The sequence below is a fragment of the Polaribacter sp. KT25b genome, from assembly GCF_900105145.1.
Classification (GTDB): Bacteria; Bacteroidota; Bacteroidia; order Flavobacteriales; family Flavobacteriaceae; genus Polaribacter.
In genome coordinates, this window is the sequence record NZ_LT629752.1 from 3,193,185 (window position 1) to 3,216,641 (window position 23,457).

16 protein-coding genes and 1 pseudogene are annotated in these 23,457 nt (G+C 29.0%); 5 read left to right on the forward strand and 12 right to left on the reverse strand.

Annotated elements, in window-relative coordinates; translation table 11 throughout:
* Positions 1-13: 13 nt before the first annotated feature.
* The 11 genes and pseudogenes from BLT70_RS13810 to BLT70_RS13870 form a co-directional block, all read right to left on the reverse strand.
* Entirely contained in the window at positions 14-655 is a 642-nt protein-coding gene (locus tag BLT70_RS13810) for a response regulator transcription factor (protein WP_091895518.1), read from the reverse strand.
* Positions 652-1,398 (reverse strand): sensor histidine kinase, encoded by a 747-nt coding sequence (locus BLT70_RS13815; protein WP_091895521.1) that lies wholly within the window; start codon positions 1,396-1,398, stop codon positions 652-654. The genes BLT70_RS13810 and BLT70_RS13815 overlap by 4 nt, the downstream gene beginning before the upstream one ends.
* A gap of 616 nt (positions 1,399-2,014) precedes the next feature.
* Positions 2,015-2,623, reverse strand: a complete 609-nt coding sequence (locus BLT70_RS13825; RefSeq protein ID WP_091895527.1) for a hypothetical protein — start codon at positions 2,621-2,623, stop codon at positions 2,015-2,017.
* A gap of 315 nt (positions 2,624-2,938) precedes the next feature.
* Positions 2,939-3,232 carry a F0F1 ATP synthase subunit epsilon gene (locus BLT70_RS13830; RefSeq protein ID WP_091895530.1) on the reverse strand — a complete coding sequence of 98 codons (294 nt, stop codon included), beginning with the start codon at positions 3,230-3,232 and terminating at the stop codon, positions 2,939-2,941.
* Between the two features lie 56 nt (positions 3,233-3,288).
* On the reverse strand, positions 3,289-4,797 hold the full coding sequence (atpD, locus tag BLT70_RS13835; RefSeq protein ID WP_091895533.1) for a F0F1 ATP synthase subunit beta: 1,509 nt from the start codon (positions 4,795-4,797) through the stop codon (positions 3,289-3,291).
* A gap of 190 nt (positions 4,798-4,987) precedes the next feature.
* Positions 4,988-6,346 carry an OmpA family protein gene (locus tag BLT70_RS13840; protein ID WP_091895536.1) on the reverse strand — a complete coding sequence of 453 codons (1,359 nt, stop codon included), beginning with the start codon at positions 6,344-6,346 and terminating at the stop codon, positions 4,988-4,990.
* Positions 6,347-6,464: 118 nt separating this feature from the next.
* Complete coding sequence (gene kbl, locus BLT70_RS13845) at positions 6,465-7,658, reverse strand: glycine C-acetyltransferase (protein WP_091895540.1); 1,194 nt, start codon at positions 7,656-7,658, stop codon at positions 6,465-6,467.
* Between the two features lie 48 nt (positions 7,659-7,706).
* Positions 7,707-10,835 carry an exodeoxyribonuclease V subunit beta gene (locus tag BLT70_RS13850; protein WP_091895543.1) on the reverse strand — a complete coding sequence of 1,043 codons (3,129 nt, stop codon included), beginning with the start codon at positions 10,833-10,835 and terminating at the stop codon, positions 7,707-7,709.
* 71 nt (positions 10,836-10,906) lie between these two features.
* Positions 10,907-13,097: pseudogene (feoB, locus tag BLT70_RS17350) on the reverse strand (ferrous iron transport protein B).
* A 4-nt stretch (positions 13,098-13,101) separates the two neighbouring features.
* Positions 13,102-14,112, reverse strand: coding sequence for a metal-dependent transcriptional regulator (locus tag BLT70_RS13865; protein ID WP_091895549.1), 1,011 nt, complete (start codon positions 14,110-14,112; stop codon positions 13,102-13,104).
* Entirely contained in the window at positions 14,109-14,765 is a 657-nt protein-coding gene (locus BLT70_RS13870) for a metal-dependent transcriptional regulator (protein ID WP_091895551.1), read from the reverse strand. The genes BLT70_RS13865 and BLT70_RS13870 overlap by 4 nt, the downstream gene beginning before the upstream one ends.
* 100 nt (positions 14,766-14,865) lie before the next feature.
* Between BLT70_RS13870 and BLT70_RS13875 the strand changes: the two genes are divergently transcribed.
* Both BLT70_RS13875 and BLT70_RS13880 read left to right on the forward strand, forming a co-directional pair.
* The gene (locus BLT70_RS13875) at positions 14,866-17,109 is read left to right on the forward strand and encodes a TonB-dependent receptor (protein WP_091895553.1); all 2,244 of its coding nucleotides are present in this window, start codon (positions 14,866-14,868) and stop codon (positions 17,107-17,109) included.
* Positions 17,110-17,598 (forward strand): DUF255 domain-containing protein, encoded by a 489-nt coding sequence (locus tag BLT70_RS13880; protein WP_091895554.1) that lies wholly within the window; start codon positions 17,110-17,112, stop codon positions 17,596-17,598.
* On the opposite strand, the gene BLT70_RS13885 is transcribed toward BLT70_RS13880, so the two are convergent.
* Complete coding sequence (locus BLT70_RS13885; RefSeq protein WP_091895556.1) at positions 17,595-18,170, reverse strand: hypothetical protein; 576 nt, start codon at positions 18,168-18,170, stop codon at positions 17,595-17,597. The genes BLT70_RS13880 and BLT70_RS13885 overlap by 4 nt on opposite strands.
* Before the next feature lie 505 nt (positions 18,171-18,675).
* Here BLT70_RS13885 and mfd point away from each other — a divergent pair.
* Genes mfd through BLT70_RS13900 form a run of 3 tightly spaced genes read left to right on the forward strand, consistent with a single transcriptional unit; the run spans position 18,676 to position 23,406 of the window.
* Complete coding sequence (mfd, locus tag BLT70_RS13890) at positions 18,676-22,005, forward strand: transcription-repair coupling factor (protein ID WP_091895558.1); 3,330 nt, start codon at positions 18,676-18,678, stop codon at positions 22,003-22,005.
* 1 nt (position 22,006) lies between these two features.
* The gene (locus BLT70_RS13895; RefSeq protein WP_091895560.1) at positions 22,007-22,549 is read left to right on the forward strand and encodes a metal-dependent hydrolase; all 543 of its coding nucleotides are present in this window, start codon (positions 22,007-22,009) and stop codon (positions 22,547-22,549) included.
* A complete protein-coding gene (locus tag BLT70_RS13900) occupies positions 22,549-23,406 on the forward strand; it encodes a DMT family transporter (protein ID WP_091895562.1) in 858 nt (285 codons plus the stop codon). The genes BLT70_RS13895 and BLT70_RS13900 overlap by 1 nt, the downstream gene beginning before the upstream one ends.
* Positions 23,407-23,457 lie beyond the last annotated feature (51 nt).

The following is a 23,457-nucleotide window of genomic DNA, read 5'->3' on the forward strand; positions in this document are numbered from 1 at the left end:
ATTTACGACATTTTTAGAGAGTGTAAATTTTATTTTTTATTGCATATGTTACCATACCAACTCTATTTTTTACATTTAATTTAGAAAACAAACTATTTCTATAATTGTCAATAGTTTTCGGACTTAAATTCATTTGATCTGCAATTTCTTTATACGTTAATTCTGTACAAGAAAGTTTTAAAAACTGACGTTCCTTATCATTTATATCAATTTCTTTAACTTCATTACCAGAAAGAGAATTCATAAGTATAGTGGTTACACTTTTTGTATGATAAAACCCGTTTTCTGCAATTTCAATTAAAGCTTTTTCTAAAACAGACTTTTCTGTATCTTTTAATAAATATCCAGCAGCACCTGCTTTTAACATTTTTAAAATTGTAAACTCTTCATCTTCTACAGAAAGTGCCATAACATTCACTTTTGGATGGTGTTTAGTAATCCATTCTGTAGTTTCTACACCATTCATAATTGGCATATTAATATCCATTAAAACAATATTTGGTATATTTTTTTGATCAGAAAATTTTTCTAATAATTCTTTTCCATTTTTACACGTATACAACACCTTAAACTTTTGGAAAGTATTAACCATTGTTTGAATTGCTTGTGATAATAATGTATGATCATCTACAATAACAACTGTAAATTGTTTCATAATTTATAATGTATTTCTAATGATGTTCCTATATTCTTTTCTGATTCAAAATCAATCTCTGCACCAATTAGCTGAGCTCTTTTTTTAATATTTATCAAACCAATTCCATCCTTTTTAACATCCGAAGAAAAACCAACTCCATTATCTTGAGCTATAATATTAAGAAAATCTTCTTTATAATCTAAGACTACTTTTAAGTTTGATGCTCTTGAATGCTTAATAGTATTTGAAAAAAATTCTTGTAAAATTCTAAAAATAATAATGCTGTGTTTTTTATCAATATTCTTTTTATCACCTAAAACAATAATGCTCGAATCTATAAAATTTAAACGATTAAAACGGTCTATTTCTAATTGAATTGCGTCTTTTAATTCGATATTATTAATAGCTTCAGGATTAATTAATTTTGATAAAGCACGTACTTCTGTTAATCCTTTTGTAATAGTTTCTGAAACATCTTTAATATTTTCTTCTGTAGCGTTTTGCAGTTGAATTTTAGCTAAGGTTAAAAGTTGACCAATATTATCATGCAACTCCCAACTAATGTTTCTAAGTGTTTCTTCTCTAATTTCTATTTGAGTTTCTGTTATTTCTCTTTCAAACTTTTCTAACGCTTCCTTACGTTCTTCCACCAATGAATTTTTCTTTTTTTGAAAAACAGTAAACAAAACAATTAGAGCTATAACAATAAAAAGCACTAATAAAGTTGAAACTATTAAAACTATCCCTTCACTTTCTTGCATGAAATTAAACCATATATAAAACACAAATGAAATACAATAATAATAGAATAAAGTATAGGAAACATTATTCTAGAATTAAAATAACTAGAATATACCAAAGTAAAAAAAGGTATTGATGTTAAATAAAATAATAAAAACCCAACAGACACCCAAAAAGGCAACAATTTCTTGTAATTTAATATTCTATCAGAATTTAACAGTTCTCTAAAATAAAGAATTACAAGTACAGTATTTACAATACCTTCTAATACCACAGTATAATTTTGTAATTTAATAAAATAAAAACTAAAAAGATAAATGATATTAAAAAATAACACTAAATAAAGTAGAATATTTTTTGAAATTTTCTCTTTTAACAAACTATGATAAATTAAGGCGACTAAATTAAATTCAAAAAAAGTAAATATATTCAGAATTTTAACCCCATTGTTAAAACATTCATACCAATTATCTTTAGGTGTATCTAAGGAAGATAATTTTTCAAAAATTACAATAAACAATAAATAAAGGATAAAATATTTATAAAAACTATATTCTTTATATTTTGTATAATAAATTAAGGCAAAAATTAAAGAAGCATATTCAAAATAACTATAAAAATCTCCCAACATAGTTTCTAATTTGGGGGATTAACTTCTCCCCTATTTAAAGCAGAGCTACTATCACGAAGAGCTAGTTTTAAAGAAAACAAAGAAGCTCTATTAACATTTCTGGTAGTTTCATCTGCATATTTATCTAAAATACTCTTCATAGCTACTGGTTTAGATTTACCAGATTTTAAAGGCTCATAAGCTATATTTTTTTGATCACCAATATTTGTTGTTGGCGCTAAAATAAAACACATTCTATTTTGATATTCTTTAATTTTATAATCTGATGGATAAGCAGAAGTAAATATTCTAATTCCGGTTAGATCAATATCTTTTTCTTTAGACAATCTTTCTATATAAGCTATATATTGTTTAATTTCTGATAAACTAAAAAATTGAGAAATTGTAGCTACACTATCTTTCCCTTTGGATTTTTTAGTAATATATTCATTTAAAACAATTCTTTGACCGTTGTCATATTCTTTAAACATACTTGCCATTTCTGTGTAAGAAATTGCTTGTACTGGTCTTTCACTATTTTGAATATGTTCTTCGTGTTTAAGTTCACTTTTACAAGAAAAAAATAAAATTGATAATACAAAAAAAGTTAAAAGCCTTATTAATTTAGTTTTCATGATATTAGTAGTTTTTTATTAATAATTCACAAAATACAACATAAATAATTATACAAAATTAATAAAACTAAAAAAAAGGGGTTTTTCCCCTATAAATTAAGGGGTTTTTCCTAAGTGAAATACTCATTTATTTTTCCGATTTTTGAAGTGTTCTTTAATAAGAATATAATTATTTAATTCGTTAGGGGAAATTGCTAAAAAAAACACCTTTTTAAAGGTGTTTTTTTTATGTCTTAAATTAAAGTTTTAGACAAAAAAAATCTCAAAACAGAAAACTATTTTGAGATTTTAATTATTAAGAAATGCTACTCTTTATTAATCAGCTAAAATAATGGCTTTATTATCCTTTAACTCTAAAGTTCCTGATTTAATAGCAAGTGTTAAAATCTTATCATCATCTATATGAGGCTCAATTAAACCACTAATAATATCAATTTCTAAATGCTGTTGTGTATGCATGTGAATCTTAACTCTACCTTCTTTTAAAACTGAAACTACTGGTGCGTGATTATTCAACATTTGAAACTCACCATCAATACCAGGTACAGAAAAAGAATCAATTTTTGAAGAAAATAAAATAGCTTCTGGTGTTACAATTTCTAAAAACATATTTATATAGTTTTTAGTTGATAGTTGTTAGTCTAAACCAGCAACTATCAACTATTTTAAGCTTCTGCTAACATTTTTTCTCCAGCATCAATTGCATCTTGAATAGAACCTCTAAGGTTAAATGCAGCTTCTGGATATTTATCTAACTCACCATCCATTATCATATTAAAACCTTTAATAGTATCTTTAATATCTACTAAAACTCCTGGTATACCTGTAAATTGTTCAGCAACATGGAAAGGTTGAGATAAGAAACGTTGTACACGTCTAGCTCTATGAACTACTAATTTATCTTCTTCAGACAATTCTTCCATTCCTAAAATGGCAATAATATCTTGTAATTCTTTATAACGTTGTAAAATTTCTTTTACTGCAGTTGCTGTATTATAATGCTCTTCGCCTAAAATTTCTGCCGATAAAATTCTTGAAGTAGAATCTAATGGATCTACTGCTGGATAAATACCTAACTCAGCAATTTTACGAGACAATACTGTTGTAGCATCTAAATGCGCAAATGTTGTTGCTGGTGCCGGATCTGTTAAATCATCCGCAGGCACATAAACCGCTTGTACAGATGTAATAGAACCTTTTTTAGTTGATGTAATACGTTCTTGCATTGCACCCATTTCTGTAGCTAAAGTTGGTTGATAACCTACCGCAGAAGGCATACGCCCTAAAAGTGCAGAAACCTCTGAACCAGCTTGAGTAAATCTAAATATATTATCCACAAAGAAAAGCACATCTTTTCCTTGAGCTTCTCCTGCTCCATCTCTAAAGTATTCTGCTATAGTTAAACCAGACAAAGCAACTCTAGCACGAGCTCCTGGTGGCTCATTCATTTGACCGAAAACGAAAGTAGCTTTAGAATCTTTCATTCCTGGTTTATCTACCTTAGATAAGTCCCAACCACCTGCTTCCATAGAATGCATAAAGTCATCACCATATTTAATAATACCAGACTCTAACATTTCTCGAAGTAAATCATTTCCTTCACGAGTTCTTTCTCCAACACCTGCAAATACAGATAAACCACCATGTCCTTTAGCGATATTATTAATTAGTTCTTGAATTAATACTGTTTTACCTACTCCAGCTCCTCCAAATAATCCAATTTTACCACCTTTTGCATAAGGTTCAATCAAATCAATAACTTTAATTCCTGTAAATAAAACTTCTGTAGATACGGATAAATCTTCAAATTTAGGTGCAGATCTGTGAATTGGCAATCCATCATTTCCTTCTTTTGGCAAATTACCTAAACCGTCAATAGCATCTCCGGTAACGTTAAATAAACGTCCGTAAATATCATTACCGATTGGCATTTGTATTGGATTTCCTGTAGCAGTTACTTCAGTTCCTCTACTTAATCCATCTGTAGCATCCATAGAAATGGTTCTTACAGTGTCTTCACCAATATGTTGTTGTACTTCTAATACTAAAATTGAACCATCTTCTTTCTTTATTTCTAATGAATCGTAAATTCTAGGAAGTTCATTTTCTGTATTGAATTCAACATCAATAACTGGCCCAATTATTTGAGAAACTTTACCTTTAGCTGTAGACATTTTGTATCTAATTAAATTATTAGTATAATATGTGAAATATACACCTTCTCATGCAATATTCACTTTAATTTCAAAGGTGCAAAGGTACTTTTTTTTTTAATTAAAAAGAATTTTTAATTAAAAAAAAGCAATAAAAAAACTCTGCTCAAAAAAGAGCAGAGTTTTTATTTATTCTAATATATAAGAAAGACTACTCAGTTAACTTAACATCAACTCTTCTGTTATCTTTTCTACCTGCGCTAGTATTATTATTTGCAATAGGATTCTTTTCTCCAAATCCTAAAGTTTCTAATCTATTAGCATCAAAACCTTTTTTAACTAAATAAGCTTTAGCAGATACAGCTCTTCTTTCAGACAAGTATTGATTATAACCTGCATCACCTATACTATCAGTGTAACCTTCAATAACAAAAATCACATCTTTAATAGGGCTAATTAAATCAAATATTTTATCTAATTTCTCAGCTGTTTTCTTGTTTACTTCTGCTCTATCAAAAGCAAATTCAAGACCTTTACTGTACTCAGCTAAAGTTGCAATTTGAGCTTCTGTCATAGCTGCTTCAGGGCATCCATTATTAGACGCTGGTCCTGCTTCATCTTTACAGTTATCATCTTTATCTAAAACACCATCACCATCTGTATCTGGCCAAGGGCATCCATTATTAGCTGCAGGACCTGCAACATTAGCACATTTATCATCTTTATCAGCAACTCCATCTCCATCAGAATCAGGACAACCTTTATTTGCTTTAGTTCCTTTAGCATTAGGACACTTATCATCTTTATCTGCAACACCATCTCCATCAGAATCTGGACAACCATTCATAGCTGCTAAACCTGCTACATTAGGACAAGCGTCATCAGAATCTTTTATTCCATCTCCGTCAGCATCAGGACAACCATTAAACTCTTTTAATCCTACTACTTCTGGACAAGCATCTTCTTTATCATATACACCATCTCCATCAGTATCTGTACCTCCAAATTTAACTACTAAACCTAAAGAAGACTGGTAGTGAGCTTTTACATTATCAGCAAAACCTACAATCGATCCATGTTGAAAACTCAAACCTAAGTTATCATTAAACCAAGTATTAAAACCAACTCCTACATTAAGCATACCTTCTCCATTTGAATCATAAGAAACATAAGATCCTCCTAAATAAACGTAAGGATCAAACCATTGAGAAGTATCACCTATCAAGTTGTTTACATCGTATTTCACGTTTGCACCAAGTGAGTAATATAGAGCATCTACATCATCTTCAGCTTCATACCAAGTTATCTTGTTTAAAGACCCTGCTAATTGTAAAGAAAAACCTTTGTCTAAGTATTTTTCTGCAGTAATTCTAGAAATAGACGGTAAAAAATTCCAGTCTTTATTACCTAATAAATCATCTACTTGATCCCCAAAATCACTTCCGTTGTAAAAATCTACAACATTTACACCAAAACCAACAGCCCAAGGGTTGTTTGCATCTTGTGCGTTTACGTTGCTAAATGCTACTAACGTAAACAAAGCCATCACAGCCATTTTTAATTGTTTCATTATCAAAATTTTTTAAATTAAAAGTTCGTTATTATAATAAGCAAAAGTAAGTTCTTAAAAGTTATTAACAAAGATAAAGTTACAAAATATTATTAAATAAACGATTTTTTTTTAAATTCTAAATAATTTCCAATGCTTTACCTACTTTAGTAAAAGCATCAATTGCTTTATCCAAATGTACTTTTTCATGCGCTGCAGAAAGTTGAACTCTAATTCTTGCTTTCTCTTTAGGAACTACTGGAAAAAAGAAACCTATAACATAAATTCCTTCAGTTAGTAGTAAATTTGCCATTTCTTGAGATAGTTTTGCATCATATAACATTACAGGAACAATTGCTGCATCTGCACCTACTAAATCAAAACCTGCTTTTTCCATTTCTGTTCTAAAGTAATTGGTATTCCATTCTAATTTATCACGTAATGTTGTATCATCAAAAATTAAATCGAATACTTTTAAAATTGCGCCAACAATTGCTGGTGCTAAAGAGTTAGAAAACAAATAAGGTCTAGAACGTTGACGTAAAATTTCAATAATTTCTTTTTTACCAGTTGTATAACCTCCCATTGCTCCTCCTAAAGCTTTCCCTAGAGTTCCCGTAATAATATCTACTCTATCCATTACATTTTTTAACTCAACAGTTCCTCTTCCTGTTTTGCCAATAAAACCTGTTGCATGGCATTCATCAACCATAACTAAAGCATCATATTTATCTGCCAAATCACATATTTCATCTAATTTAGCAACAATTCCATCCATAGAAAAAACACCATCTGTTACAATAATTTTGAATCTATGATTTTGTTTATTCGCTTCAATTAGTTGTTCTTCTAAAGAAGCCATGTCATTATTATTATATCTATAACGCGCTGCTTTGCACAAACGAACACCGTCAATAATAGAAGCATGATTTAAACCATCAGAAATTATTGCATCTTCTTTTGTTAAAAGTGGTTCAAAAACACCTCCGTTTGCATCAAATGCTGCTGCATATAAAATAGTATCTTCTGTAGTGTAAAATTCTGCGATTTTTGCCTCTAATTGTTTATGAATATCTTGAGTTCCGCAAATAAAACGTACTGAAGACATCCCAAAACCATGCGTATCCATAGTATCTTTTGCTGCCTGAATTACCTCTGGATGATTTGATAATCCTAAATAATTATTTGCGCAAAAATTTATTACTTCTTCGCCTGTAGAAATTTTTATAACTGCATCTTGTGAAGACGTAATAATTCTTTCAGACTTATACAAACCTGCTTCTTTAATTTCTTGAATCTCTTTTTTTAAAGTATCTTTAATTTTTCCGTACATTTTTTATCGATTTAAAAAACACAAAGTTACAAAGTTTATTTTCTTTGATTATATTTCAATAATATCAATTTTATCATTTATGTAGATAAGTAGTTTTTTACCAACTTTAAAATTCATCGATTTTAAAACTCTTTCATACTTTAAAACTTGTTGGTGATGCTCTTTTGATTGATTTCCAGTTTTATAATCAATAATAACAACTTCATTCTTATCTGTAAAAATTAATCTATCAGGAATCATAATTTGATTATCAAAATCCACAATTTCTCTTTCATTATATATAATGACTGCTTCTGAGAAATAGTTTATCAATTCTGGATGATTTACCACAGCATTAATTTTACTGATCATTTCTTTTGATTGATTTTCATCAATAAAACCTTGTTGCTGGTACTGTTCAACAACCTTATCTACATCCTTTTTTGTGATGATTTTCGAGAGCATTTCATGAAACAAATTTCCAAAATTAATAGCTTCTCCTTGTGTTGTATTCCATAATTTTGATGCACTTGTCAACAAAACTACATTATGTTCTTGCCATGGAGTTGAAATAAATTTTTCGTGAATTTCTGCCAAAGAACTTTCTTCTTCTTTTTTACTAACTCGATTTTCATCACCAAAAGTATATTCTAAAAGTTCATCATTCCAAAGATTATTTTGCATCAAATAATTGATAAAAACGCCAGAATAAAAATCCGTATTTTCTTCTCCTTTGGATGAAATTTTCTTTTCTGTAATTACATACAATTGCTCTACAGCTCTCGTTAAAACAACATATAACAAGTTAAAATTATCTAATTCTAACTCTTCTCTTTGTTGATTATAAATCTCTAAACCTGTATTATTTACATAACTCAAACTTTTATTATAATCCACTAACAACTCTGAGAAATTATCATAATTTTCTGGCAATTCATCTAACCAAACTTTCGGATTTATTTGTCTATAAATATCAACATCACAAGGAAAAATTACTACAGGAAATTCTAATCCTTTAGATTTATGAATTGTCATAATCTGAACCGCATTTTTACTTTCTGGAGCAACAATACTTAACTTGTCTTTTTTGATTTCCCAAAACTCTAAAAACTCAGCAACATCCGTAGATTTTCGCTGTTGCTCTAACACAACATCTAAGAAAAACTGCACATACGCATCAGAAGAATTTACGAGATTGAAACCTCTAATAATATCTTCAATTTTCTCGTAAAATGGTAACTGATGAAAAGTAGCAATTTCAAATGAAATTCCGTAACTTTTTATAGACTCAAAAATGGTTTGATTATCCGCTTTTGCAAACTCTTTTAAAAAGATATGTTTTGGACTTCCAATTTGTAAATGTTGATGCAAAAAATACAGCATTTCAAATCGGGTTTCTTCATCATTAGGATTTTCTAGAACCTTTAAAACATCAATAATAAAATTGACTTTTGCGCTATTTTGCAGCAATAACGTTTCTGATGAAATAATATCAATTCCGTTTTCTGATAAGTAATTTGCAACAGCAACTCCGTCTTTTTTTGTACGTGTTAAAATGCAAATTTCATTCAAAGAAAAATCATTTTTTAAATGCTTAATTTTCTCTAAAACTTTCTTCGGATATCTTAGTTTTTTCTCTTCTTTATCTTTTTCATCCTCTAAAAAAGTAAGTGAAACAAATCCGCCTTTTTTAGCATTTTCAATTTGCTTATTTCCTTCAATAAATAAGTTTTTATACGATTCATTTTGAAGAAAATTTGCCGTGTGTTGAAAAAAGGAATTATTAAAATTAATGACCTCTGAATAACTTCTAAAATTAGTTTCTAAACTTCTGATTTCCTTACCAATATGAAAAGGATTTTCAACATCAGAACCTAGCTCAATAAACTGCTCTGCTTTTCCTCCTCTCCATCTGTAAATTGCTTGTTTTCCATCGCCAACCAACAATAAATTACTACTTTCTTGCGCCAAAGCATTATCAATTAAAGGAATTAAATTTTGCCATTGCAACACAGAAGTATCCTGCATTTCATCAATAAAATAATGCTGAAAACGTTGCCCAATTTTTTCATAAATAAAAGGCGCAGGTTGCTCTTTAATATTATCAGAAATTAGCTGATTAAATTCTGAATTTAATCGAATATTATTATCTTCTTTAATCTGTTCTAATTCTTGATTGATGTTATTTAAAACCGCTAAAGGAATGATGTTTTTTAGCGCTAATTTATTCATCAAAAACTGACTATAAATTTCTTTTGATTTTTGATAAAAACTAACAATTTCTGGAACTATATTTTCTATAATCGCTGCAATGTCATCCTTTGTTGATTTTGCATAATATTGATGATTATCAATTGCTCTTTCTATTGTTTCACTTCGTTTTAAAAAATCAATATTTACAGATTTTACACTTAAATCAGTAAAGAATTTAGGAATTGTAGCTCGCATAAAATCCTTATGCACTAAATCATTATTTTCTATCAACTCTAAACAATCTTCACCAACTTTTTTTATCGCTTCTTTTAATTCTTTTTGATGTGTAAATAGTTTCGATTTCAAACTAGTAAAATCTTCTAAATTCTTAACAGAAAGCGCTCTAAAATGCTTGATATCATCTTCATTCAAAAGTACTTTTGCAAACTCATTTAAGTCTCTTGAGATATCCCAAGATTTATCATCATCTGTTTTATCCAAAGAATAATCTATTAAAAGTTTGGTAAGTTTTCTATCAGTTCCAATTTTTGAAATCAATATATCTACAGCTTCATTTAACAAAGAAACTGCATCCATTTCTACTTCAAAATTAAGTGGTAAACCTAAATCATATGCAAAACTTTTAATAATTTTATGTGTAAAACTATCAATAGTAGTAATAGAAAAAGCTGAATAATTTTGTAAAATTACTTCTAAAATCTTTTTACTTCGGATTTGAATTGTAGGTTTATCAACTGCAATTTCATTGATAATAATCTTGAATAAATCATTCTCTTTTCCATCAGCAAAATCTTCTAAATTAGACAGCACTCGCTCTTTCATTTCACCAGCAGCTTTGTTGGTAAATGTAATTGCTAATACTTTCTGAAATTTAAAAATATCTTCAGAATCTAGTAAAACTTTTAAGTATTCTTTTACGAGTGTAAATGTTTTTCCGCTTCCAGCAGAAGCGTTATAAACATGAAAAGTTGATAATTCTTGCACAATTTATTTTATTGCAAAATACAAAAATTAAGCGTTTAAATTTGACTTAATTATTCGTTTTATTTTTACAATTACGCTATAATTCGCCAAATTTGAGTAACTAAAAAGATAACGATAAAACCTGCAATTAATGGTAAAACAGATGCAACTACAGTCCATTTTACACTTTTAGTTTCTTTATAAATGGTATAAATTGTTGTACTACAAGGATTGTGTAACAAACTAAATAACATCACATTTATTGCTGTTAAGAGTGTCCAACCACCAGCTCTTAAAATATCGCCAGTTGCAGTAACAGAATCCAACTCAAACATAACCCCTGCTCCAGCACCACCAACCGCTCCTGTTACCATTACCGTTAACATTAATATAGACGGAATTACAATTTCATTCGCCGGAATTGCAACAATATATGCTAATAAAATAACACCATTTAACCCAATTAAAAATCCAAATCCATCAAAAAAATGAATTAAATGTACAGCAATACTTTCATCCCCAATAAAAATATTAGAAACCAACCATATTACTGCTCCTGCTGGCGCTGCAAAAACAATTGCTCTCCATAAAACAATTAATGTTCTATCAATTAAAGAAGTATAAATGGTTTTCCAAAACATTGGAGTTCTATATGGCGGAAGCTCTAAATTAAAGGTAGAAACCTCTCCTTTTAAAACTGTTTTAGACAAAGCCCAAGAAAAGAAAAACATAAAAAAGATTCCTAAAACGGCAATTCCTACAACAGCAACCAAAGAAATTAAACTTGAATATGCAGATGGCACAACAGCTCCAACAAATATGGTAGCTAATAAAATTTGTGTTGGCCAACGACCATTACATAATGAAAAATTATTAGTTATAATTGCTATTAATCTTTCTCTTTTACTATCAATAATTCTAGTAGCAACAACACCTGCAGCATTACAACCAAAACCCATTGTCATTGTTAAAGCTTGCTTACCATGTGCTCCAGATTTTTTGAAAAGTGCATCCATATTAAAAGCAACTCTAGGCAAATAACCAAAATCTTCTAACAACGTAAATAACGGAAAAAAGATTGCCATTGGTGGCAACATTACCGCAATTACCCAAGCAACTGCCAAATAAACACCATCAATTAAAAAACCAGACAACCACCAAGGAAAATTCAAGAATGCTGCTCCTTCTTTTAAAAGCGGATGTACAGTATCTAATAACAAACTAGCTAACATTGATGATGGATAATTTGCACCAATAATCGTTAACCAAAGCACCAAACCTAATAATAAAAGCATAATTGGAAAACCCCAAATCTTACTAGTTACTATTTTATCTATTTTTGCATTTAAATAAGAAGCGCCTTTATTACCGTCTTTTACAACTGTTTTCTCTACAATTTTTGAAGCATCAGCATAAATTGCTTCTGTTAAATCATCATGAAAATCATCGCCAATTTGCCAACGTAATTCGTTTGACAACTCTATAATTTTATCAATGTTATTTGTTTCCATTTCTTAAAAATTAAATAAAAGCACCTGTTTTTAAAGCTTCCAAAATATGTGTATCTCCTTCCAAAACCCTAAAAGCTAACCATCTGCTATTTGCAACATTTGGATATTCTTTTTTAATAGCATCACTCATTTTTTTTACTGCCTCTTCTACATGTTTAGGAATACTTTTTATTTTGTGTGGCTTGCAAACGATTTTCCCGTTTGCCAAATCACCAATTGTGGCAATTAATTCTGGAATTCCCTCTTTAGATCTTGCACTTGTTGGCACAACAGGAATTCCCAATTCTTTTGATAAACTTCTATAATCAATACTTATATTATTTTTTTCGGCTTCATCAATTAAATTCAAGCACAAAATAGCATTTGAAGTAATTTCTAAAATCTGTAAAACCAAATTTAAATTACGCTCTAACCTACTTGCATCAACAACAATAACCGTTAATGTTGGTTTGCCAAAAAGAATAAAGTTTCTTGCAACCTCCTCGTCTTCTGATCGAGACATTAAAGAATATGTACCTGGTAAATCTATTAATTTATATTTTTTTTGCTGATATTCAAATGCTCCTTCTGCTCTGGTAACTGTTTTTCCAGGCCAATTTCCTGTATGTTGTCTTAAACCCGTTAAAGCATTAAAAACAGTACTTTTTCCTGTATTTGGGTTTCCTGCCAACGCAATTACAAAGTCGACATTTGAAGTGTCTACTCCTAATTTCTTAACTCCTTCTAAACTATGATGTGCACAAGTGTCACAAGCTGATTTTGTAGCTGTCATTTTTTTATGTTTTCGTAATTAAAATTTTCACAGCCTGATCATTTCTCAATGCAATTGCTGTTCCTTTAATTAAAAATGCTTTTGGATCTCCTAGCGGATTTAACAAATCAATACTAACCGTTGCTCCCTTTACAAAACCTAAATCTAATAATCTTCTTCTATTTTCTCCTCTACATTCTTTAGAAATACCAATAATAATTGCTTTTTGGTTACTTTCTAAATTAGACAAACGCATGGTATCTTTTTCAATAACATCTACTTTATCTAAAGAAATAACTGTAATGTTTTTTGCAACGATTGGTGTTAAAGCAAACTGTTCTCCTTCTGATTCAAAAACAAGACGATTTTTACTTTTTTCTTTCACATAAACCTGAGAATCTAAATGGATATTTTTTGCTAATATTTCCTTATAAATTGCAATAGGCTCATCTTCTATATGAATAATTTTACCAAAATTAAAAACTGGTAAATCTGATAGCAAAATCCCTTTTTTCTCATGAATTTTACCTGTTTTTGTAGGTATTGGATCTCCATGAGGATCATATCTTGGGTTTCCTAAAAGTGTTGATAAATCTTCTACTTCTTCACTAGAAAGTTCATGCTCTTTTCGTTCTGCTCTTTTATGCCATTCTTCTTTATGAAAACCTGTTTTTTCTGATAAATATTTTTCCCATAAACGATGCGCTCTTATAATTCTTAACGCATATTCATGTCCGTCTTTCGTTAACGAAAAAAGTTCATTTTCTTTTTTCACTAACCCAGTTTCTATCATTGTTTCAATGCTTTCCATTAACAAACCGTGACTGAAATCTAATTCATTAAAAATGGTGTTTTTTGATATATTTGAATCGTGATAAAGTAGTTTTAAAACATCTTCTATAGCTGTTTTCTCACTTTCTTTACGCGCTTTTAAGTATTTAAAAAAAAGCCCGTTTTTAGGATTAAAAATAAAAAATAAAACTAAAATGACGCCAAAAAACACTAAAAGAGCTACTGTAGGATTGTAGGTGTTCATATTTTTTGAATATATAAATTGTTAGCTATTTTATGTGATATTGATAATTTTTTATCTTCAATCATAATTGACAAAGAATCATCAAAATCTTCTTTCTCTAAAACCGTTATTTGCTTGCCTAAAGTTATGCCTTTTTTGTCTAAAAATTGTAAAAAATCTGATGAAGAATCATTTACACCAACACAAACTCCTGCTTCATTTTTTAACAAAGTTGATAATAGACTTTTTTTAACAATTTTTAAATTCCCTTCTTCATCAGGAATTGGATCTCCATGAGGATCATGCGTAGGAAAACCTAAAAAAGCATCTAGCTGTTTTACTAATTTTGGTGATTTTATATGTTCTAATTGTTCTGCAACATCATGCACTTCATCCCAAGAAAAATTTAAATTTTCAACTAAAAAAACCTCCCACAATCGATGTTTCCTTACAATGCTAGCAGCTTCTTTTCTTCCAAAATCGGTTAAAGCTACTCCTTGATATTTTTTATAAACAACCACTTCTTTATCTGATAATTTTTTTATCATATCAGTAACAGAAGAAGCTTTTGTTTCTAACTTTTTTGCAATTGAGTTTGTGCTAATTCCCTTATTAGAAATTAAACTTAAATGATAGATTGCTTTTAAATAATTTTCTTCCGATTGACTAAACATCTCATAAATTAAAATACAAAGATACATAATTTTGACTTAATTAATTAATTTTTTAGTCTTATCTAAAAATATTTCTATATTTGCATAAAAATACAATTACATGAAGCTAAAAATATTCATTTTATCTATAGCTCTTTTCGGTTTAAATTCTCTTTTTTCTCAAGAAAATTCTATTTCTGGTAAAATTTCTAACAATGCAGAAGCCTTACCTTATGTAAATATATATTTAAAGAAAACTAAAATCGGAGTAGCTTCTGATGAAAACGGTTATTATGAATTAAAAAATATCCCAAAAGGAAACTATACGCTTATAATTAGCAGCATTGGTTATAAAACAAAATCTGTAAAAATATCAGTTTTAAATAATCAAAAAATAATTAGAAATTTCTCTTTATCAGAAGACAATTCTTTAGATGAAATTGTTATTTCTGGAACTTTAAAACCTGTATCTAAAACAAACAGTCCTGTACCTGTAGAAGTTTATAGCAAAACATTTTTTAAGAAAAATCCTACTCCGTCAATCTTTGAATCTTTGCAAAATGTAAACGGAGTTAGGCCACAACTAAACTGCAATGTTTGTAATACTGGTGATATTCACATCAACGGATTAGAAGGCCCTTACACATTTGTTTTAATTGATGGAATGCCTATTGTTAGCGGACTTTCTACGGTTTATGGTTTAACAGGAATTCCGCAAGCTTTAATAGAAAGAGTAGAAGTTGTTAAAGGACCTGCGTCTACTTTATATGGATCTGAAGCTGTTGGAGGAATAATAAATATCATCACAAAAAAACCATCAAATTCACCAAAATTAACAACAGATACTTTTGCAAGTTCTTGGGGAGAAATTAATACTGATATTGGTTTACGCTATAAATTATCAGAAAAAACACAAGGTTTACTAGGAATTAATTATTTTAATTATCAGAATAGAATTGACAACAATAATGATGGTTTTACAGATTTAACACTGCAAAATAGAATATCATTATTCAATAAAATCAATATTGAAAGAGAAAGCAATAAAGTATTTACAATTGCTGGTAGATATGTTTATGAAGATCGTTGGGGAGGAGAAATGGATTGGGAACGCGAATTTAGAGGAAGTGATATAAAATATGGTGAAAGTATTTATACCAATAGATGGGAAACTTTTGGAACGTATCAATTACCAACATCAGAAAATATTAATTTTCAATTTAGTGCAAATGGACATTATCAAGATTCTTTTTACGGAACAGATGCTTATGATGCAGAACAACTAATTGCTTTTGGGCAGTTTGTTTACAACAAGCAAATTAAAGAAAAACATGATTTATTAGTAGGTATTGCCTACAGATATACTTTTTATGATGACAATACTTTTGCAACTATTGATAAAAATGGAGCTATAAATCAACCTTCAAAAACTCATTTGCCAGGTGTATTTCTTCAGGATGAAATCAGTTTAAATAAAAGAAAAAAACTGTTGCTAGGTGCAAGATGGGATTACAATAGTGCTCATGGAAATATTTTTTCTCCAAGGATAAATTATAAATGGAACTCTAGAGATAATTCTAATATTTTTAGAGCAAGTATAGGAAATGGTTTTAGAGTTGCCAATATTTTTACGGAAGATCATGCAGCTTTAACTGGGGCTAGAGAAGTAGAATTTAATGGCGAATTAGACCCAGAAACTTCTTGGAACGCAAACTTGAATTATGTGAAAAAAATTAACACAGAAAACTCTTTTATTACTTTAGATGCAAGTGCTTTTTACACCTATTTTGACAATAGAATTTTACCAGATTACGAAACTGATTCTAACAAAATTATTTACGCAAACTTAAATGGACATTCGGTTTCCCAAGGAATTTCTTTAAATGCAGATATTTTATTTACCAGTGGTTTAGCTATAAATGCAGGTGCAACTTTAATGGATGTTTCTGTGACCGAAAATAATATTAAAACGAAACAATTATTAACTGAAAGTTTTAGTGGAGTTTGGTCTGTATCCTATAAATTTAATAATGATTTTACGGTTGATTATACAGGAAATCTATATGGACCAATGCGTTTACCTTTATTAGGTGAAAATGACACAAGAGCAGAATATTCGCCTTGGTACAGCGTTCAAAATATTCAATTAATTAAAAAATTTACAAATAGTTGGGAAATCTATGGAGGTGTAAAAAACTTATTAAACTTTACACCCGCAGCAAACAGTATTAACAGCGCAAATAATCCTTTTGATGTTGGTGTTGACACAGAAGCAAACCCAGAATTAGCTTTTGACCCAAGTTATGTATATGCTTCAAATCAAGGAATTAGAGCATTTATTGGTTTAAGATACACACTTTTTTAAATGAAAAAATTCTTACTTTTATTTTTATTATTTGGCTATTTTTCAACAAATGCACAATCAGAAAAAAAGACACTAAATACCTATACTTTTTCTGAAGTTGAAAAATTACATCAGCAAAAACCAAAACCAATTGTTGTTTTTACGTATACAGATTGGTGCAAAATTTGCCTTGGCATGAAAAAGAAAACGTTTAAAAACAAGGAAATAATTAACCTTTTAAATGATAAATTCTACTTCGTGAAATTTAATGCAGAGCAAAAAGAAGACATCACTTTTTTAGGAAAAACATTTGTTTACAAACCATCTGGAAATAATACAGGAATTCATGAATTAGCTATTGCATTAGCTTCTATTGATGGAAAAATTAGTTACCCAACAACCACAATTTTAAATCCAAAATTAGAAATCGATTTACAAATTGATAGTTTTATCAACAGTAAAAAGATGAAAAGTATTTTAAATAAATATTTAAAAATAAATAAAAATTAGTGTTTTCTCTCCCACAACCTTCGTCTATTACCTCTTTTTCTGCTGGTTCCACTGCCAAAATCAAATCGATATACAAGATTTCCAGAACCATATATATGAGAACCTTGACTTTGAAATCCTAAATGATTAACCTTATACATTAGTTGCCCGTTTAAACCAAATCTATCAGAAATCCAAAGCGTTCCACCAATTCCAAAATTAATAACAGGAAGAAGATATTTCTGATCAATAAAACTACCTCCTACCAAAACGTAAGGAGAAAGTCTATTTTCTGATGTACCAAAATCATATCTTGCTTCACCATCAAATGTTGTATATTTTCTATTAACATCTATATGTGTTGAAATTGCACCTGCAAAAGTTACATTTTTAAACATATATCTTGCAATAGAAAGCCTGGGAAACTGTTCTGAATATCTATATCCTATTGAGGGTCCATCTGCTTCAGAATAGAGTACACCTCCTGCTCCAATACCTATAACCCATTTGTTATTGATATCTTGACTTTGTATAACTATTGTAAAAAATATAAATAAAATAAAAAAATATTTGTTTTTTAGTTTCTTTTTCATGTTGTCATTCTTAGAGGTTAAGAAGAATATTAAAAACTACTTAAAGTATAAGCGTTTTCACAACAAATATATTGTATTCTTAGTGAAATAAAAATTATCAATAGACATTTTAACAAAAATCATAAACTATTGAAAATAAAATAATTAACAAACAAAACAAGGCGCAAAAACAATCAATTCAATAAAAATTAATATTAAAAATAATCATATTATAAACTTAAAAAAACCATTTTTAAACAAGAACATGAAGATAATCTATTAATTTAGAGTGTTTTTACACAGAAAACATAAATTAATTTTTCTATACAATGGAATATTAATGTTTCATATTCCATAATCTTCTATTCATATTTCTTGATTTAAAACTATAAACCAATAGAAGTGTATAAATGAGAAAACTGACTTTTAAATTTATCTCCAGAAAACTTATACATTAATTGAAAATTAAGTCAGTAATTTGGCTTTTTATACAATTACATAGTACATTTGCTTAAAATATTTTACGTTGAGTAAGCAGCAAATTGTAAATCAATATCAAAAATCTGCGAATGTTGCGCAGTTAAATAAAGCCCTTCAACAAGACAAAAATCATTTTCAAATATCGAATTTGATTGGTTCTTCATTGTCTTTTGTTATTTCTGAAACTTTTAAAAAATCAGAAAAACCATACCTTTTAATTTTTAATGATAAAGAAGAAGCAGCTTATTATTTAAATGATTTAGAACAACTACTAGGTGAAAAAAATGTACTTTTTTATCCCGGTTCTTACCGAAGACCTTATCAAATAGAAGAAACAGATAACGCCAATGTTTTATTGCGATCAGAAGTTTTAAACCGAATTAATTCGCGTAAAAAACCAGCAGTAATTGTTACCTATCCAACTGCTTTATTTGAAAAAGTTGTTACCAAAAAAGAATTAGACAAAAGCACATTAAAAGTTGCTGTTGGTGAAAATTTATCTTTAGATTTTGTAAACGAAGTTTTATTTGAATACAAATTTAAACGCGTAGATTTTGTTACAGAACCTGGTGATTTTTCGGTTAGAGGTGGAATCATAGATGTTTTTTCTTTTTCTAATGATGAACCTTACAGAATCGAATTTTTTGGTGATGAAATTGATAGTATTAGAACTTTTGATGTAGAAACTCAATTATCGAAAGAGAAACTAAACAAAGTTTCTATAATGCCCAATGTAGAAAACAAAACGCTCGAAGAAAATAGAGAAAGTTTCTTAAAATACATATCATCTAAAACAGTCATTTTTTATAAAAATATTGATTTAATCGTTGGTAATTTAGACAAGTTTTTTAACAAAGCTGAAGAAGCTTTTTTAGATTTATCTAAAGAAATAAAACATGCAAAACCGTCAGAATTATTTTGTGATGGAGCTTTTATCAAAAATCAATTACAAGATTTTACATTAGTTAATTTTGGGAACCAGAAATCTGAAAACACAAAAATTGAATTCAACACCATTGCCCAACCTTCTTTTAATAAACAATTTAATTTATTAATTGATAATTTAGAAGAATACCATAAAGCAAAATTTACAAATTATATTTTTTGCGCCAACGAACAACAAGCAAAACGTTTTCATGATATTTTTGATGATGCAGAACAAGAAGTACATTACGAAACTGTTGTTTTTCCTTTATACAAAGGTTTTGTAGATGTAGACAATAAATTGGTTTGTTATACAGATCACGAAATTTTTGAACGCTATCATAAATTCCGATTAAAAAACGGTTATGCTAAAAAGCAAGCCATTACTTTACAAGAAATCAACAAATTAGAAATTGGCGATTATGTAACTCATATGGATCATGGAATTGGAAAATTTGGTGGTTTACAAAAAATTGATGTTCAGGGTAAAAAACAAGAAGCTATTAAATTAGTGTACGGAGAAAGAGATATTTTGTATGTAAGTATTCACTCGCTACACAAAATTTCTAAATTCAATGGTAAAGATGGTAAAGCACCTAAAATATATAAATTAGGTTCTGGTGCATGGAAAAAAGTAAAGCAAAAAACCAAAGCAAGAGTTAAACATATTGCATATAATTTAATTCAATTGTATGCCAAAAGAAAACTGCAAAAAGGTTTTGCATACGGACCAGACACACACATTCAGCATGAGCTAGAAGGTAGTTTTATGTACGAAGATACACCTGATCAATTTACAGCTACGCAAGATGTAAAATTAGATATGGAAAAAGAACAACCAATGGACAGATTGGTTTGTGGTGATGTTGGTTTTGGAAAAACAGAAGTTGCCGTAAGAGCTGCATTTAAAGCGGTAGATAACGGCAAACAAGTTGCCATTTTAGTACCAACCACTATTTTGGCTTTTCAACATTATCAAACATTTTCAGAAAGATTAAAAGATTTTCCTGTTAGAATCGATTATTTAAACCGTTTTAGAACCGCTAAACAAAAAACTGCTGCCATAGATGGTGTAAATGATGGTTCTGTAGATATTATAATTGGTACACATCAACTTACAAATAAACGTTTACAATTTAAAAATTTAGGTTTATTAATTATTGATGAAGAACAAAAATTTGGGGTTGCTGTAAAAGATAAGTTAAAAACTTTAAAAGAAAATGTAGATACATTAACTTTAACTGCAACGCCAATACCAAGAACCTTACAGTTTAGTTTAATGGCTGCAAGAGATTTATCCGTAATAAAAACACCTCCTCCAAACAGACATCCAATAGAAAGTAATGTCATCCGCTTTAGCGAAGAAACAATAAGAGATGCTGTTTCTTACGAAGTTTCTCGTGGCGGACAAGTTTTCTTTATTCATAACCGAATAGAAAATATCAAAGAAGTTGCTGGCTTAATACAAAGACTGGTTCCTTCTGCAAAAGTTGGTATTGGTCACGGTCAAATGGAAGGTAAAAAACTAGAAGAATTAATGTTTGGTTTTATGAACGGAGATTTTGATGTTTTAGTTTCTACTACAATTATAGAAAGTGGATTGGATGTGCCAAATGCTAACACAATTTTTATCAATAATGCCAATAATTTTGGTTTGTCAGATTTACATCAAATGCGTGGTAGGGTTGGGCGTTCCAACAAAAAAGCCTTCTGTTATTTTATAACACCTCCTTATCATATGATGACAGATGATGCTAGAAAACGTATTGAAGCGTTGGTTTTATTTTCTGATTTAGGAAGCGGAATTAATATTGCCATGAAAGATTTAGAAATTCGTGGAGCAGGAGATTTATTAGGTGGCGAACAAAGTGGTTTTATCAATGACATTGGTTTTGATACCTATCAAAAAATATTACAAGAAGCGATTGAAGAGTTAAAAGAAAATGAATTTAAAGAACTCTACCCTAACGACAATTCTAAACCAAAAGAATTTGTAAAAGAAGTACAAATTGATACTGATTTCGAAATTTTATTTCCTGATGATTATATCAATTCAATAACAGAAAGATTGGCTTTATACTCTAAATTAGGCGACTTAAACAACGAAAATGAGTTGCAAATTTTTGAAACTGAAATCATAGACAGATTTGGCGAAATTCCTACGCAAGTAGAAGATTTATTAGATTCTGTAAGAATAAAATGGTTGGCAAAAGATTTAGGTTTAGAAAAAATTATCTTAAAACAAAAAAGAATGATTGGTTATTTTGTATCTAATCAACAAAGTGATTTTTATCAAACAGAAGCTTTTTCTAGAATGCTAAAATACGTTCAACAAAACCCTAAAAGCTGTGTAATGAAAGAGAAAGAAACTAAAAATGGTTTACGTTTATTAATTACATTTATAAGAATCGATTCTGTAAAAACTGCATTATCAATATTGAATAAAATATAGAATGGCTTCACTAATTGGGCACGCATTTACCTCTATCGCTTTAGGAAAAAGTTTTTCTAGAAACCGTAGAAATTGGAAATTAATTTTAATAGCAATTGTTTGCGCAATAATTCAAGATATAGATGTAATTGGCTTTCAATTTGGCATTCCGTATAATAGTTTTTGGGGGCATAGAGGGTTTACGCATTCGTTATTTTTTGCTTTATTATTAGCAATATTAGTAACTGCTATTTTTTACAAGAAACTTTTTTTTAGTAAAAAAGGAATTATTTTAATATTGTTTTTCTTTTTATGTGGAGCTTTTCACTCAATTTTAGATGCTTTTACCGATGGCGGAAATGGAGTTGCTTTTTTTACCCCTTTTAATAATACTCGTTATTTTTTTCCTTGGAGACCAATAAAAGCTTCACCACTTGGCATTACACGTTTTTTTAGTGAAAGAGGCATGCTAGTTATTCGTAGTGAAGTTACTTGGATTGTACTTCCTGGATTTATTTATATGGTTATTGCTTTTCTTATTAGAAAAAAAAGAAATAAAATTTAATGGAAAATTCACATAATAAAAACTTATCAATTTTACTTTTAGGAACCCTTTTTGTAAGTACTTCTGGTGTTTTAGGAAAATATATTGCTTTACCAGCTGAAGCAATTATTTTTTCTAGAGCAATTTTAGCAAGTATTTTTATGTATACTTTTTGCAGAATTAAAAAAGTAGATTTAAAAATAAAATCTAGAAAAGATTTTTACTCTTTTGTAATTAGCGGCTTTTTTATGGCAGCACATTGGGTTACTTACTTTATTGCTTTAAAACTATCTAATGTAGCTTTAGGGATGCTTACTTTATTTACATTTCCTGTAATTACAGCCCTGTTAGAACCTTTTTTTACAAAGCAAAAGTTAAATCCTATTCATATTTTTCTTGCTATTTTAGTGTTAATAGGCGTATATATTCTTGTACCAGATTTGTCTATAGAAAACGATCAATTAAAAGGTGTTTTATTTGGGATATTTTCTGCATTCTGTTATGCGCTTAGAAATTTAACCATTAAAAAACACGTAAAAGATTATAACGGAAGCATGTTAATGTTGCATCAGATGATTGTAGTTGCTGTTTTATTAATTCCTGTTTTATTTTTTAGTGATTTTACAAACCTACAAAGTCAAATTCCTCTTTTAATATTAGTAGCATTACTAACTACAGCAATTGGCCACACAATGATGGTAAATTCTCTAAAACATTTTTCTGTTGCTACAGCTAGTATTATTAGTAGTGTTCAGCCAATTTTCGGAATTATAATTGCCTATATTTTTGTAAATGAAATTCCTAGTTTTAATACTTTTATTGGTGGTGGCTTAATTTTATCAACAGTTATTATTGAGAGTATTAGGAGTAAAAAGTAATTTTTTTTTTAAAATCACATCTCTATTAAGTATAACAGAAAAATTAAATAG